Below are 14,925 nucleotides of genomic sequence, written 5' to 3'. Positions count from 1 at the left end.
ATCCTTTTCAGACAGCCAACCAGACCAAATTTTTGGAGAAAGAGAATGTCCCACAACACATCCGGTCTAAAATACAACCAGCTCAAAGATGAAACCAGCCCGTATCTCCTCCAGCATGCAGCCAACCCGGTAAACTGGCTTCCCTGGGGAAAAGAGGCCTTTGACCTGGCCCGCAGCGAGGACAAACCCATCTTCCTGTCCATCGGCTATTCCACCTGCCACTGGTGCCATGTCATGGCCAGGGAGTGTTTTGCAGATCCGGAAGTGGCCCGGATAATGAACCAGCATCTGATCTGCATCAAGGTGGACCGGGAGGAAAGACCGGACGTGGACCAGCTGTACATGACCGCCTGCCATCTGTCCGGACGGCCAGGAGGCTGGCCCTTATCCGTGTTCATGACTCCCCAGGGCAGGCCTTTTCTCATCACTACGGTCATTCCCAGAGACTCCGACCTGCACAGGACCGGGATGCTGGATCTGGTCCCAAAGATATGGACTGCCTGGCAGGACCACAGGGAGAAAGTCCTGGAAACCGGTCAAAACATCACCTCTGCCCTGTCCATGCAGTTCACCCTGCACCCTGGACAACTGCCCCGGAAAAACCTGCCTCAAATGGCCCTGGATCACTTTATCCGCAATTTCGATGACCAACACGCCGGCTTCGGCTCCAGACCCAAATTTCCTTCGCCCCATAATCTGTTATTCCTGATGGATGTTCACCAAAAGTCCAATAATGACCAGGCCATGCCCATGGCTGCAAAGACCCTGGAAGCCATGCGTCTGGGCGGGCTGTTCGACCAGGTCGGCTTTGGCTTTCACCGCTATTCAACCGATGCCAAATGGCTTCTTCCCCACTTTGAAAAAATGCTCTATGACCAGGCCATGCTCATTACTGCCTATGCCCGGGGTTATTCCCTGACCAGGAAAGAACTCTTCAGGACCACTGCCCGGGAAACCATTGAGTACTGCTGCCGGGACCTGCTTTCGCCTGAGGGAGGGTTTTACAGTGCTGAAAATGCAGACAGTGAAGGTGAAGAGGGTAAATTCTATGTCTGGACCGAGGAAGAGCTCAAAAGCCTGCTTGAGCCTGAAGAGTTCAGTCTGGTCAGAAAGGTGTTCAACACAAAGCCAGAAGGCAATTTCCAGGATGAGGCCACCGGACTTCTGACCGGAGCCAACGTGCTGCACCTGTCCAGGCCCCTGGACAGGCTTGCCCTGGATCTTGAAACTGACCCTGAACAGCTGACCAGGCAAATGGCTGCAATAAGATCAAAGCTCTTCCAGGCCAGGAGCACCAGGGTCAGGCCGTCCAGGGATGAAAAAATCCTCTGCGACTGGAACGCCCTGATGATTTCTGCCCTGTGCTGTGCAGCCAGAGCTTTTGACTCCAGAGAATATCTGGATCAGGCGGAAAATACGGGTCGCTATCTCCTGGAAAAAATGCAGGACAAAGATGGGAACCTCCTGCACAGCTTAAGGGGCGTCCAAAGCCCGGTCAGGGGATTTCTGGATGATTATGCTTTCATGATCCGAGCACTGATTGATCTTTATCAGGCAACAGATCAGGCATTTTATCTGGACCAAGCTGTCCGGCTGAACCAGATCATGCTGGAAAAATTCCAGGACCCTGCAAGCAAAGCCCTTTTCCTGTGCGAAAAAGATGACCCACTGATCATTGCCAGACCCGTGGACGCTTATGATGGTGCTTTGCCTTCAGGCAACTCCATGGCCCTGCACAACCTGGTCTTTCTTGGCCGGACCCAAGGCAATGAGCACCTTCTGGAAGAAGCAGAAAATCTGGCCAGGGCCTTTGCCGGAAGTTTAAACCAGGCACCTGCAGGTCATGCCTGGTTTCTGGCCGGGATCATGATGCTAGATATAGAATCGCTCTAAATCCACGGGTTCTCTTCTTCCGGTCAACAAGAAGAATGCTGGCAGGACCCGCACCTGACCCTGAACGCCCCTGGCTTACAGCAGCAAGCTAGAGCGGATCAGACTAAGAAACCTAAATACTGACCATCCTGGTCCAGTTTCATTTCAAACCATTGTCCCCGTGTGAACTGCTGTCCGCCTGAAAAGACCTGAAACATGGCTTATCCCCATTGCCTTGCCCTGAAATTATAATTGACCCTTTTATCCTGATGGGTTAGGCACTACTATAATAAGCTGTGCCCCTGGCTTGTACAATACCTGCCTGACCGCATGCCCTTGCTGAAAGGAAATGTTTGAGCCGGGTTTTAATAAAAACTTTCAGACCAGATATTATTCTGGTTGACATCCAACATGAACAACGCCGGTCAGATGAAAGTAAACTCCACCAGCTACCTGATCTTCATAGCCCTGCTGCTCATCACAATCTTCCTGGGCTTGATCCTTTTCGGTTGTGACAGCAGGACAGAACAGTACCATATCGAGATTTTGGCAGGTGATCCCGGCTCCCATGAGGTAGTGACCGGTTTCAAGGAACGGATGGCTGAACTGGGATATGTGGAAGGGCAGAACATCTTGTACAGCCTGAACGATTTCAGTACGTTCTCAGATCCAACACAGGAAGTCAGGATCAAAACACAGGCTGCCCATGGAGCTGACCTGATCTTCACCCTGTTCACCGAAGTCAGTCTGGTGGCCAGGGAAGCTTCCGCCTCGACTGGAACTCCCATGGTCTTTGCCTATGCAGCCATTGAGGATACCGGCCTGATCAAGAGCATCCGGGAACCCGGCGGTCGGATTACAGGAGTTCGTTACCCTGGACCTGAACAAATCATTAAACGCCTTGAGATCCTGAACCAGATTGCTCCTCAAAACAAAAGAATCTTCATTGTCTATGTCCGGGACTACGCCACCATCCATCCAGTTCTCACTGAGCTCAGAACTCTGGCCAGATCCCTGGGAGTGTCCCTGGTCGAAGCAGAGGTCCAAGGGCTGGATGATCTGGAAAAAGAACTTTTGATGCGTGACCAGCTCCCTGATCCCGGCATGGACGCCATCTTGCTGATGCCGGACAACGTCAACCATTCCCATGCAGGCTGGAAAATGATCCGCGACTTTGCAGCCAGACATGACCTGCCCATTGCCGGCAGTTTTTTTCATGCAGTTGAACAAGGGGCCTTATTCGGAAACGCCAATGACATGGTTGAGGTCGGCAGGCAGGCTGCGCCCCTGGTTGACAAAATCCTGCAGGGCATACCTGCCGGAACCATTCCAGTGGTTTCCCCTGAGCCGGATCTCTACATAAACTATAAGCGTGCCCAGGAGCTGGGTCTGGACATACCTGAAGGTCTTTTGCGTCAAGCCAAAAGTATTTTGCAGTAGAACTTTGCTTCACCTTAAAAGGCAAGGGAGCGGCATTGACTTTTTTATCTGTAAGACCGAATTCCGGCAAGAGCCTGTCCCAAATACTGACCACAGCATTTGTGCTGTTTAGTCTGGTCATTCTTCTAACGGCCGGGGGGTTGAAATTTTTTCTGTATTTCCAGAGCGAGACCAGGGTTATTTACAACAAACAGCAACTCATGGCCAAAGATGCTGTGCGGGCTGTGGACGCGTTTCTTCAGCAAAGGGTCCAGGCCCTGGAAGCAGCTGTGGGCCTGAACAACCCGGATACCAAATCCCAGGAAGAATGGAATCTGACCCTCCAGCGTCTGTTGGGCATGGATGCTTCCCTGCGCACTCTGACCCTGGTTGATGTCCAGGAAAGACCCTTGGCCCTGGTTTCCCGCTTTTCCCCTTCCCGGCTCGACCTGATCCCCCAGAGCCTGCAGCATGCCTGTCACCCTCAGTCCAACAGCCATGCCCCGTCAATCAGCGAGGTCTGCATTGATCCCCGGACCAGTGAACCCGTAGTATATATCCGTGTCCCAGTAACCAACCCTCTGAGGGAGATAAAGGGCAGCCTGACTGCAGAACTGAATCTGAAGTTCATGTGGGACCTAGTGGATCAGCTCAGGCCTGGAAACACAGGCTATGTTTACCTGGTCGCTCAAAACGGAGACCTCATTGCCTTTGGCGACACCGCCCGGGTGCTCAAGGGAGAAAATGTATCCCATTTACCTCCGGTAGCTGCATTCCTGAACCGCTCAACCCCCTTGAATGCCCCAATTCCTGACAACAGGGGAGCCTATAAAGGTTTAACTGGGGAGCATGTCATAGGTACGTCTGTTCCTCTGACATCAGCCCCATGGATCATTGTTGTTGAAATGCCCACAAGGGAGGCCTACCAGGGACTGATCCGGACCGGGATCACTTCAGCAGTAATTACCGGCATCATTGCCCTGCTTGCTGCCATATTCGGAACTATGCTTGCCCGCAGACTGGTCATCCCCCTGGCCGATCTCAGGAAAACCGCTGCTGACATTGCCAACGGGGACCGGACAAAACAGGCCCGAATATCAGGTCCGGCCGAAGTCGCCCACCTGGCTGGAGCTTTCAACACCATGGCCGCCCAATTGGTTGGGAGTCTTCAAAAAACCGAATCCCAGTATCACCAGATCAAGACAGCCAGAGACGCCCTGGAGCAAAGCGAAACCCGCCTTCGCATGGCTTTGGAGGGGACCACCGACGGAATCTGGGACTGGAATCCAGTCACTGGTGATGTTTACTTCAGTCCGCGCTGGCAGGAAATAATCGGCTATGAACCTGATGACTTCCAGTCATCCATGGATGACTGGGGCTCGATGATTCACCCTGAAGATCTTGATCAGGTTGTAAATACATACAGCAAGGTCATGCTCTCTTTGGAACCCTTTGCAATGGAATTTCGAATCAAGACCAGATCTGACCGTTGGAAATGGGTGCTCTTGCGGGGGAAGGTGGTGGATGCCTCCTCTGATGGTCAGCCCACACGGGTGGCTGGTTCCCTCACAGATATTTCCAAGCGCAAACAGGCTGAATCCGAAAAAGCCGAATATGAAGCCAGATTCCTGCAAGCTCAGAAAATGGAATCCATAGGTCGGCTGGCTGGAGGAGTAGCCCACGATTTTAACAACATGCTGACCATCATCCTGGGCCGGGCCGAGTTGGCCATGATGAAGATGACTCCGTCCCATCCCCATTACAAAAATTTTGATGAAATACTGAAGGTCGGCAGGCGCTCTGCTGCCCTGACCCGCCAATTGCTGGGTTTTGCCCGCAAACAGACCATCGAACCCAAGGTCCTCAACTTCAATCGAACTATTGAAGACATGCTTGACTTGCTGCGTCGACTCATTGGTGAGGGAATAGAACTGAGCTGGGAGCCATCTGCTGAACTCTGGCCGGTCAGGATGGACCCGACCCAGATCGATCAGATCCTGACCAACCTCCTGGTCAATGCCCGAGACGCCATCACCGATGTCGGCAAGGTTACCATTGAAACCTGCAACACTACTCTGGACCAGAAATACTGCAGTATGCACAGAGGATTCAGGCCTGGTGAATTTGTGACTCTGATTGTCAGCGACAATGGCTGCGGCATGGAAAAGCAAACCCTGAACAATATTTTTGAACCTTTTTTCTCCACCAAGGAACTGGGGCAAGGCACAGGGCTTGGCCTGGCCACGGTTTACGGAATAATCAAGCAAAACAATGGATTTATCAATGCATACAGTGAGCCCGGCAAAGGCTCCACCTTCAAGGTATTTATTCCGAGACACAGCGCTGATGACGCTGTAGCAGACCAGCCAAATACACCTCAGCATGTCCAGACCGGCTGGGAAACAGTCCTTGTGGTTGAAGACGATGCTCCCCTTTTGGAAATCACAACATCAATGCTCAGGGAACTTGGCTACCATGTCCTTTCGGTTGCCAACCCACTGTCCGCCCTTGAATTGGCTGAGCAGCTGGACACCGCTGTTCATTTGGTCATACTCGACGTAGTAATGCCGGACATGAATGGCCTGGAGCTTAAGAGAATGATGGCCAAACTGCTGCCGGATTCAGAATTTCTGTTCATGTCCGGATACACAGCCAATGTCATTGCCCACCAGGGTATACTGGAGGACGGCCTGCACTTCATCAACAAACCATTCTCCATCCAGGATCTGGCTGCCAAAGTACGCAGCATCCTGGATGCCTGACACCCCTCCATCACTGCTGATAACATCACTCTGCAATCCACAACCGAATTTTTTGTCAATCCTGGTAATTTTTCTTGAATTCAAATCAAAATAGTGCTTATCAGTCAAAAATATAACCCTGTGAAAGAATAACCAGACAACCCTTAATTCTAAGCCCTGTTCCGCCCTGAAAAACATCCTCTGTCTTTGGGAAGTCTGTGATCCTTGAGGAGAAGAGCCATGAAGATCTCCAGACACAAGCTTGGCAGGGACCATGCAGCCCATGAAACCATCACCAAGACCAGTGGCAGGTTTACCCAGGGACTGCCCGACACCATTGTTATCCACTATACTGCCGGCAGCACTCTGGAATCAGCCCTGTCCACCTTCAAGGATCCGGATGTCCGGGCTTCAGCCCATGTTGTGGTGGACAAAGACGGCAGCCTGACCCAGCTGGTTCCCTTTGACCACATTGCCTGGCATGCCGGGCAAAGCGCCTTCAGAGACCGGACAGGATTAAACCGCTTTTCCATCGGCATTGAACTGGTCAATGCCGGCAGGCTGGAAAAAAACGGCTCGGCATGGAGTTCCTGGTTCGGCCGGAACTATCCTCAGGAGCAAGTGGTCCAGGCCGTGCACCGCAATGAAAAAGAACCCACCTACTGGGAAAGATTCACCCCTGAACAGATTGATGCGGTATTCAACCTGTGTTCGCTTTTGAAAAAAGCCTACAATATAAAGCACATCCTGGGTCACGAGGAAATTTCCCCGGGACGTAAGATCGATCCCGGCCCTGCCTTTCCCCTGGACAAGCTCAGAGACAGACTCCTGCATGCAGACAGGTCGGACCAGGATGAGCAGCGGATCAGAAAACCGGCCAGGGGCATGGTCCGGGCTTCCGCCCTGAACATCCGGACTGGTCCCTCAGCCAAGACCATGACCATAGCCCACCCTTTGTCCAAAAACACTGAACTGGACATCCTGGACCAACAGGACGGCTGGCTTCAGGTCAAAGTCCAGATCACAGGCTGGGTGTCAGGCAGGTTTGTGGAAAAACTGCCCGGATAAATTTATTCAATCCACTGCCCGGAGTTGACCATGATCATCACCAGGGAACTGGCCAGGGATAAAAAACCCAAAGCAATAATCGAGAAAAAGGCCGGCCTTGCTGCCCTGGACGACCTGACCGCCAGGAGTCCGCGCATCGGACTGGCCCTGTCCGGCGGGGGCTTCCGGGCTGCCATCTTTCACCTGGGAGTGATCCGGCGCCTGGAAGAGCTGGGCATTATGCCCAGGGTCCGGGTGGTTTCAGCTGTATCCGGGGGCTCCATTATTTCCGCTTATTACCTGTGCGAGATGGAGCGCCGTCTGCGCTTTGAAAAGCCTGAAAACCGAAGCAGCAGGTCAACCCGAGTGCGCATCTTTGAAGAAATCGCCCATGATTTTTTCCAGGCCCTGGACAACAACCTGCGCACCAGAGCCCTTATCTTTACCCCGTTTTATTACCCCTGGCTGTTCATCAAAACCCTGATCCTGAAGCCATTTCGGGCCGGGGCCAGGTCGGAACTGATCCAGCGTGAATACGACAGGTGGTTTTACAAAAACAATTCTCTGGACCAGCTGCCCAGCGCAGAGCAGCAAAACAGCCCGGACAAGACTCGCAAAAACTCAGCCGGACCCCGGCTGCACATCAACACCACTTCTCTGCTGACCGGAGAACGGGTGGCCTTTTCCAGGGAACCCATCTCTAACCTCAATGAAATGTCCAGGGTCAATACCAATATTCTGCCTCTGTCCAGGGTAGTGGGGGCTTCATCAGGAGTACCAGGCCTTTTCCCGCCCACCATGATCTCCGGAGATGTCCTGGTGGACGGCGGAGTGGCTGACAACCAGGGCATTGAGTCCCTCATAGAAGATCCAGAGGACTGCAACCTGCTCCTGGTCAGCGATGCTTCGGGCCAGATGGAACCCGTCCACACCATAAAAGAGGGGGCTTTAAAAGTCATGCTCCGGGTGAACAGCATCTTCCAGTTCCAGATCCGGAACAAACTCCTGGACATCCTGGTGGGCTGGAAACGTTTGCCAGATCTGCGAACCACTGACAAGGAACCGCATGAATTCGCCTTTATCCACCTGCACCTGAACCTCAAGGACTGCCATGTTACTGACCGGATTCCATCGGAATTCATTCCCGGCATTGCCAGAATCCGCACCGACCTGGACCAGTTCAGCCCTGTTGAGCGCGAATCCCTCATGTATCACGGCTACACTCTGATTGATGCCCAGATGAAAAAATACTGCAATACCCTTCTGCCTGAGCTGAAGGATGGAACAACTGCTCCGGCCATGGCCACTCCGCCTCTGTTCAAAAGAGAAGTGCCTGGTTCATGTTCCAACAGGGACAGGATCAGGGCCGAACTCAAAGCTGGTTCCCAGAACTCCTATCTGGCCAGATGTTTGAAAAAACATCCCTTCCAGACAGGAACCATCCTCACAGGAGGTCTTGGTCTGGCACTGGCCTGCCTCTACCTTGTTTTTCTGGCCCAGCCCCAGCTCATAGACCGGTTTGGTGAAGTGATTGCCGGGTTTTTCATGGGCCTGATCCCGGATATATGGGTCCGTCCTGCAAGCGGGTTTCTGGAAGCAAGAGGACTGCTGGACGTGGAAACAACGGTCCAGGGGCTGTCCGGTCTGGCTGCCATATTGTTTATGCTGGGCCTCATTATCTACCTCATCGCCTTTCCTTTGTACCTTATCCTGCGCAGGACCGTCTCTGCCCTGGACCGCAGGATGTACAAAAAACTGACCGGAGTAGAGCCGTCAACCAGGTGGATATCGACTTCTCAGGACCGGACAGGTCCGAATAACCGCCCATAACCCATCAGGTAGCTTGTCCATGGATAAATTGAGGGATGAAATCATTGAAACCCAGAAAGTTCGTTCCGATCTGATCAAGTGGAAATTAGTGCTGACAGCTGTGCTGGGAGCAACAGGGCTAGGCTTTAAAGGCAGTCCTCATGACAATATCTCCCTGCTTCTGTGTCTGATTCCCCTGGTCTGTGTTTACGTTGACCTTACGGCCCAGCATCTGAACTTGAGAATACAGGCAATTTCATCATTTATTAGGGATTATGAATCATCCGGCAGTGAGGATTGGAAATGGATGGTATCGTATGAACGATATGCAAAAACAATCTCAAAACAGGCCTTTTCATTTGAAACCATGGTGTTCAAGTATTCCACAATGTTTATATCCACCCTTATTATCTTGTCTGCCATATTCTTTTATTTCAATGAAGACATCCTGAAAGCTCACTTATTCATGTTTTCAGGTCTTTTTGGGATGATCGGCTCTTACTTCATAGAAAGATCTTATGAACAAAATTTAAAAACCATCAATAATATCCCTTGAAACCCGGCCCTGCTTTATTGGTCATGTGAGTCAAAATGCGTTGTTCCTTTGTAAAATAAGTGGTTGGAGGTAATGTCATGGTTCGTGGTCCTTCCAAAATATTTTTAACGGTCCTTGGGCTGTTGATCATGGTCAGCCTTGTCCTGTCAGAGTCTGGCAAGAAGGCCCTGGCTGATGCCAGTCAACCCGGAATCAGCCGGACCGTGGTCGTATCCGGCCTGAACAATCCCTGGGACCTGGCCTTTGCCCCGGACGGGGCAATGCTGTTTACTGAAAAATGTCGCGGACTGTCAGTTCGTCTGCCTGACGGGTCTATCCGGTTCCTGTTTGGAACAGACGGTGCAATCCTGGAGGCTGCGGATTTTTTCTGCCAGGGCCAGAGCGGTATGCTGGGAGTGGCCCTGGATCCTGATTTTGAAAACAACCGCCGGGTTTACCTTTACATGGCTTCGGAGCAAAACCGGATCAAAACCAACCGCGTGGTCCGCCTGGTTATTGATAAGGGTTACGCCAAAGTTTCCCAGCGCACCGACATTGTCACTGACATCTCATTCAAAGAATCCTCCAGCCGGTGGGGAAGAGCCGGCGCCCACAGCGGTGGTCGAATCAGGTTCAGTCCCTTTGACGGCTACCTTTATGTGACCACCGGTGACAACCATAACGGCCCGCTTCCCCAGGACCTTTCCAGGCTGGGGGGCAAAGTGCTCCGCATTGACGGCAACGGCGACCCGGCCCCTGGGAACAGTACCCCTGCAGGCAAAGACCCCAGAATATTCACTTTTGGACACCGCAATGTACAGGGAATTGATTTTCATCCCGGCACCGGCCAGGCCTTTGCCTGTGAACATGGTCCAGGCCATGACGATGAGGTCACTCCTCTTGAGCCGGGTGGGAACGGCGGATGGGATCCCACCCCTCTGCCCGGGGTTTCCTGTGCTGACAATTATTGCGGTTACATATCCAACAGGCCGGATGGCCGCCCAACTTCCATGACCGACCTGGAACGGTACCCTGATGCCCTTAGACCGTCATGGAACAATCGTGGGGATTCAGAAGGAATGAGTCCGTGCGTATTTCTGCAGGGTCAGCACTGGAAGAACTGGGAGAACCGGCTGGCTGTGGGATTCCTGCGCGGAGCACGGATTGAGATTCTGGAACTGGATGATGAAAAAATGGCAGCAAACACGACCATCATGCCCGGCCTGCCTGGAGAACGCATCCGCTCTCTGGTCCTGGGTCCGGAAAAAGCCCTGTATGTGGCTATTGATGGAGGACAGATCTGGCGCATTGAGCCCCAATCAAGGTGATAGCATCTGCCGGGATTCAAACTGATCACCAGAGTGTCCCAACATTTTTTTAAAGAGTCTGTGATCTCATCGGATTATTTGGCCTTTTTTAATACTAAACTGGAGTTGCTTATAATATTTATTCTGCTATAGTTATCCAAAACACAGCGGCCAATTATTTAAAGGAAGAAATATTTTTAGAAGTGAATTCAATAAATTTTATTGAATTCACTTTTTTATGCTCTTTAAACAGATGCTCTTCTGATGGAGGAATAAAGTAGTGCAATTATTATTTAGACACACTGGAATGAATACTCATAAAATTAATCAGATAAAAAAGTATAAACATTATAAAAGCCTTCTGAAAAACAATACAAAATCATTATTGCTGATCAATGAACTAGAGGATATGTCTCTCGGGCATAGTCATTTTGATTACTCTATAGTAGTAAAGAAATGTGAAGAACTGATTTCTGTTATTTGCAATCTGGCTGAGGATCTGAATGCAATGTCAGATGGAAAATACATTGATTTGATATCTGCCACCGAGAAAATTGGATTCTCAATAATTCATCAGCTGGTGCGCAAAAAAAAGCATATCCGAAAAAACATCTTTGGCCTCTGGTTGGCTGATATCACCAGTGAATACTTCGAGCTGACTGGCGCCAAGGCAGCCAATTTGGCTGAAATTTCGAACCAGGTCTGCCTGCCAGTGCCCAAAGGATTTGTGATTACCTCAAGAGCGTGCAGGATGTTTTTCAACCAGGCAGGAGTTTATAAGCAGATCAAAAAACACCTCAAAGATCTGGACGTCAATGATATCCGAGCCCTTGATCAGGCCTGCAGCACCATAAAAGCGCTTATCATGGATTCGGCATTACCTCCAGAGGTGGAAAAGACAATCGCAGCAAAGACTGAAGACCTGGCTGAAATTTTTGGCGGCAACCTTTGCATGGCGGTCCGCAGCAGTGCTTCCGGTGAGGACTCCCTTTCATCATCATTTGCCGGCCTGTATGACAGCGTACTGAATGTTCGCCCCGCAAACATGGTCAGGGCATACAAAGAGGTCCTGGCTGGCATGTTCAACCCCAGGGCGGTCTTCTACAGAAGGACCATGGGATACCGGGATATTGACGACCTTATGAGTGTTCTTTGTATTACCATGGTGGATGCCCGGTCCAGTGGGTGCATGTACACCATTGACCCCAACTATGACATTGAAGACTGTATCTGCATCAATGCCAACTGGGGGCTGGGAGTAAGTGTTGTTGACGGTTCAGTCCAGACCGACCATTGGCGGATTGCCAGGGACAGCAGAAAAATTCTGACTGAACAGATCGCCACCAAAAAGACCATGCTGGTTTCTTCTGCAGGGTACAGCCTGCAGAACACGCCTGTACTGCCTGAAAAAATGGACAGACCCTGCCTTGATAAAGATGAAATAAAACAGCTTGTTGACTATGGACTGCGGCTGGAAAAATACTTTGGTTTCCCACTGGATGTTGAGTGGGCGGTCGACCAGCAGGGGAAAATCTATATCCTTCAAGCCCGTCCACTCCAGCGACTTGATAATGAACTCCTGCCTGAAGAACACCACGAACCCGCTTCAATTCCTGAATCAAAAGTCATTTTGCGCCAGGGCATGACCGGATCATCCGGGACAGCCTCAGGCAAAGCATATGTCCTGGGACCTGATGACGACCTGGCAGATATCCCTTCAGGCGCCATCCTGATTGCTCCGCAGACCTCTCCTCTGTATGTGCCAGCCATGTCCAGGATCAGCGGGATCATTACTGATGCAGGCAGTGTCACAGGTCATATGGCTTCAGTCGCCAGAGAGTTCAGAATCCCTGCTCTGGTAGGCACCGACACTGGCACCAAACTCATTAGAAACAAGGAGGTCATCACCCTGGATGCTTCAAGGAGGGTGGTCTACAAAGGACAGATCGACTCAATCATAAAGGAAAAAAAACAGGTCAATCTGATGAAAAACAGTCCTGTCTACAAGCTGGTCAGGGAGGTCCTTAAGACAGTCATTCCATTACGTCTCTACAATCCCAAAAGCCCTGATTTTTCCCCTGCTGGATGTGAGACGCTGCATGATGTTGTCCGGTTTGCCCATGAAAAGGCCATGCACGAAATGTCCAGCCAAAATGAACACCTTCATCCATACCCTGTTCATTGGATGTCCGGAAGTACAGGTCTTCCGCTGCTCTCAGTGCAGGTCCTGAATCTGGACCAGGGCATTCGTGAGCCAGCCAGCCATGAACACCTGGCAATGGAGGATATCTTATCAGCCCCTTTCAGGGCGTTACTTGAAGGTATGGCACCTGTAGAAGCATACCGGCCAGATAAGCCTGAGCAAGGGACCGGAAAGACAAAGTCGTCTTTCTGGCAATCTGTTTTCAATAACCTGGACAATAATTGTGAACCTGTTCTTCCCTGTTTCGCCAGCATTTCAAATGACTACATGCACTTCAGGCTTTACGCCGGATGTTTCAAGGTCAAAGTTGATTCCATCTGCTCAAAACAGGTAAACTCCAACTACATTGCTTTTCTCCTGCAGCCCGATAATTCCGATGCAGCCGGCAGCCCGTGGCTGAGGGCGCTCATCACCGACTTAAGGAAGCTGGGATTCAAGATTGAATACATACAAGATGCGATCTCAGCTCAAATCAGGAAATACGACCAGGACCGCATCAGGGACAGGCTGGTCCATGTCGGAGAATCAATTAAACGCAGTCTGCACTTGGCAAATGGGTTGACCGATGCAGAAGACCTGGTCTGGTTCTGAACCTTGGGCCCTGCCTGAATGAACCCAGGCGGTTCACCGGATCGCTACTGCCGGGGAGAAAAAAAGTCTGACCAGCCGCCCTCTACAGCACATCCAGAATGGCCTGTTCAGCTATCTCCGTGTCCACTGCCAGCCAGACCAGTTCAACTCCCCTGGCAAAAAAGTAATGGGCCTGGCCCTGACCCAGGGCCATGTAAAATACCTTGTCATTATGAACTCTGGACATGAGATGAGAAAAGCCGTGTCCTTCTTTCTTCATAACCCTGGCCATGTCTTCCATGGCCAGCACAGCCTGTTCCGGTTGCTCATACAGGGACAGGTAATAGGTGGCTGTCCCTGGCTCACCCCTGTATTCAGCGATGAAATCAGAGTGGGTGGCCACCTCCCCCTGGTGCATGCGATTAATGATCCGGGCCGCTTCTTCCCCGCTGACCACCTCCTTTAGTTCCATCCCGGCAATGCTTGCAGGCAGAAGCTCTTCAAATATCTCCCGGGCGCTGGATGAACAGACAAAGAAGAAAAATACAGCCAGCAGCATGTAAAAGGTTTTCCCTTTTCGGGCCAGTCTGTAACGATGGAAAAAACTTTTTTTGATCATGGCAGTCCTCCTGAATAGTCAGAGCCTAACCGCATCCGCTCGGGTCTGCAATACCCTTTCAGATCCTGACAGCGACTTGCAGGGCTGCCTTGTCTTCAGAGCATGATCAGGATAAGCTTAAACCCAGCCATGCTCTTATCATAACCAAACCCAAAAAGCAGTTTGCTGGCTGAAAAAGATTGAAGGAGGTCTTATGCCCGGACAGGATCTGGATCAATTGGATAATGACCAGCTCAAGGAACTCATTCACGCCCTGCTCTGGCAGCTCAGGCTGACTGATGCCTTCTGGTTCATCTCCACGGAAAAGCGTTTCGGACTGGATACGGCTGAAGAATTGAATGCCCAGGTCTGGGCCAAGGTGGGCGGACTGGCAGCCAGGGACATCAAAAAACGCTTCAATATCCAGCAGACCGGGCTGGACGGCTTTCTCCAGGCCTTTGATCTGTTCTGCTGGACCATGCTGGTTGACTATGAAATGGAAAGGCTCGGTGATGGTGAGCTGATCCTGAAGGTGCCGTCATGCCCGGCCCAGGAAGGACGAAAAAAACACGGCCTTGGCGAGTACAAATGCAAAGACATGCATCACAAGGAATTTTCCGGGTTCGCCCGTGAGATTGATCCCGGGATCAGGGTGGAGTGCATCTTTGCGCCGCCTGATCCTCATCCCAGCGACATGCACTGCAAATGGCGATTCACCATTGCTGACAAGTAACCCAGACAGCTAAATCAGACTGGTCAGTATGAAGTAGGTCAAAACTCCCGCTCCCAGCGGAAGATAGATAAAAAACTGTGGTTTTGAATCG

Annotated in this window: 10 protein-coding genes; 9 read left to right on the top strand and 1 reads right to left on the bottom strand. The window is 51.3% G+C overall.

Translation table 11 applies throughout. The annotated features are described in order from the left end of the window. The first annotated feature begins 45 nt into the window (after positions 1-45). From P771_RS16200 to P771_RS16190, 8 genes are all read left to right on the top strand, one after another. Positions 46-1,893 (top strand): thioredoxin domain-containing protein, encoded by a 1,848-nt coding sequence (locus P771_RS16200; RefSeq protein ID WP_051617057.1) that lies wholly within the window; start codon positions 46-48, stop codon positions 1,891-1,893. 390 nt (positions 1,894-2,283) lie between these two features. Further along, positions 2,284-3,312, top strand: coding sequence for an ABC transporter substrate-binding protein (locus P771_RS0102430; RefSeq protein WP_028573877.1), 1,029 nt, complete (start codon positions 2,284-2,286; stop codon positions 3,310-3,312). 140 nt (positions 3,313-3,452) lie between these two features. Continuing rightward, complete coding sequence (locus P771_RS18110) at positions 3,453-6,053, top strand: PAS domain-containing protein (protein WP_150112114.1); 2,601 nt, start codon at positions 3,453-3,455, stop codon at positions 6,051-6,053. Positions 6,054-6,272: 219 nt separating this feature from the next. Further along, on the top strand, positions 6,273-7,100 hold the full coding sequence (locus P771_RS0102420) for an N-acetylmuramoyl-L-alanine amidase (protein WP_028573876.1): 828 nt from the start codon (positions 6,273-6,275) through the stop codon (positions 7,098-7,100). Positions 7,101-7,130: 30 nt separating this feature from the next. Next, the gene (locus P771_RS0102415; RefSeq protein WP_028573875.1) at positions 7,131-8,909 is read left to right on the top strand and encodes a patatin-like phospholipase family protein; all 1,779 of its coding nucleotides are present in this window, start codon (positions 7,131-7,133) and stop codon (positions 8,907-8,909) included. A gap of 19 nt (positions 8,910-8,928) precedes the next feature. Beyond that, a complete protein-coding gene (locus P771_RS0102410) occupies positions 8,929-9,444 on the top strand; it encodes a hypothetical protein (RefSeq protein ID WP_028573874.1) in 516 nt (171 codons plus the stop codon). 77 nt (positions 9,445-9,521) lie between these two features. Continuing rightward, positions 9,522-10,751 (top strand): PQQ-dependent sugar dehydrogenase, encoded by a 1,230-nt coding sequence (locus P771_RS0102405; RefSeq protein ID WP_028573873.1) that lies wholly within the window; start codon positions 9,522-9,524, stop codon positions 10,749-10,751. Positions 10,752-11,238: 487 nt separating this feature from the next. Beyond that, positions 11,239-13,524 carry a PEP/pyruvate-binding domain-containing protein gene (locus tag P771_RS16190; protein ID WP_161635934.1) on the top strand — a complete coding sequence of 762 codons (2,286 nt, stop codon included), beginning with the start codon at positions 11,239-11,241 and terminating at the stop codon, positions 13,522-13,524. Positions 13,525-13,606: 82 nt separating this feature from the next. On the opposite strand, the gene P771_RS0102395 is transcribed toward P771_RS16190, so the two are convergent. Further along, positions 13,607-14,122 (bottom strand): hypothetical protein, encoded by a 516-nt coding sequence (locus P771_RS0102395; protein ID WP_028573872.1) that lies wholly within the window; start codon positions 14,120-14,122, stop codon positions 13,607-13,609. Between the two features lie 193 nt (positions 14,123-14,315). Here P771_RS0102395 and P771_RS0102385 point away from each other — a divergent pair, with 193 nt between their 5' ends. Continuing rightward, positions 14,316-14,834, top strand: a complete 519-nt coding sequence (locus P771_RS0102385; protein ID WP_028573871.1) for a DUF6125 family protein — start codon at positions 14,316-14,318, stop codon at positions 14,832-14,834. The last annotated feature ends 91 nt before the right edge of the window (positions 14,835-14,925 follow it).

The organism is Desulfonatronovibrio hydrogenovorans DSM 9292 (assembly GCF_000686525.1).
Classification (GTDB): Bacteria; Desulfobacterota; Desulfovibrionia; order Desulfovibrionales; family Desulfonatronovibrionaceae; genus Desulfonatronovibrio; species Desulfonatronovibrio hydrogenovorans.
Note: the sequence above shows the minus strand (reverse complement) of the source record. Positions and strands in the feature narration are given on the sequence as shown.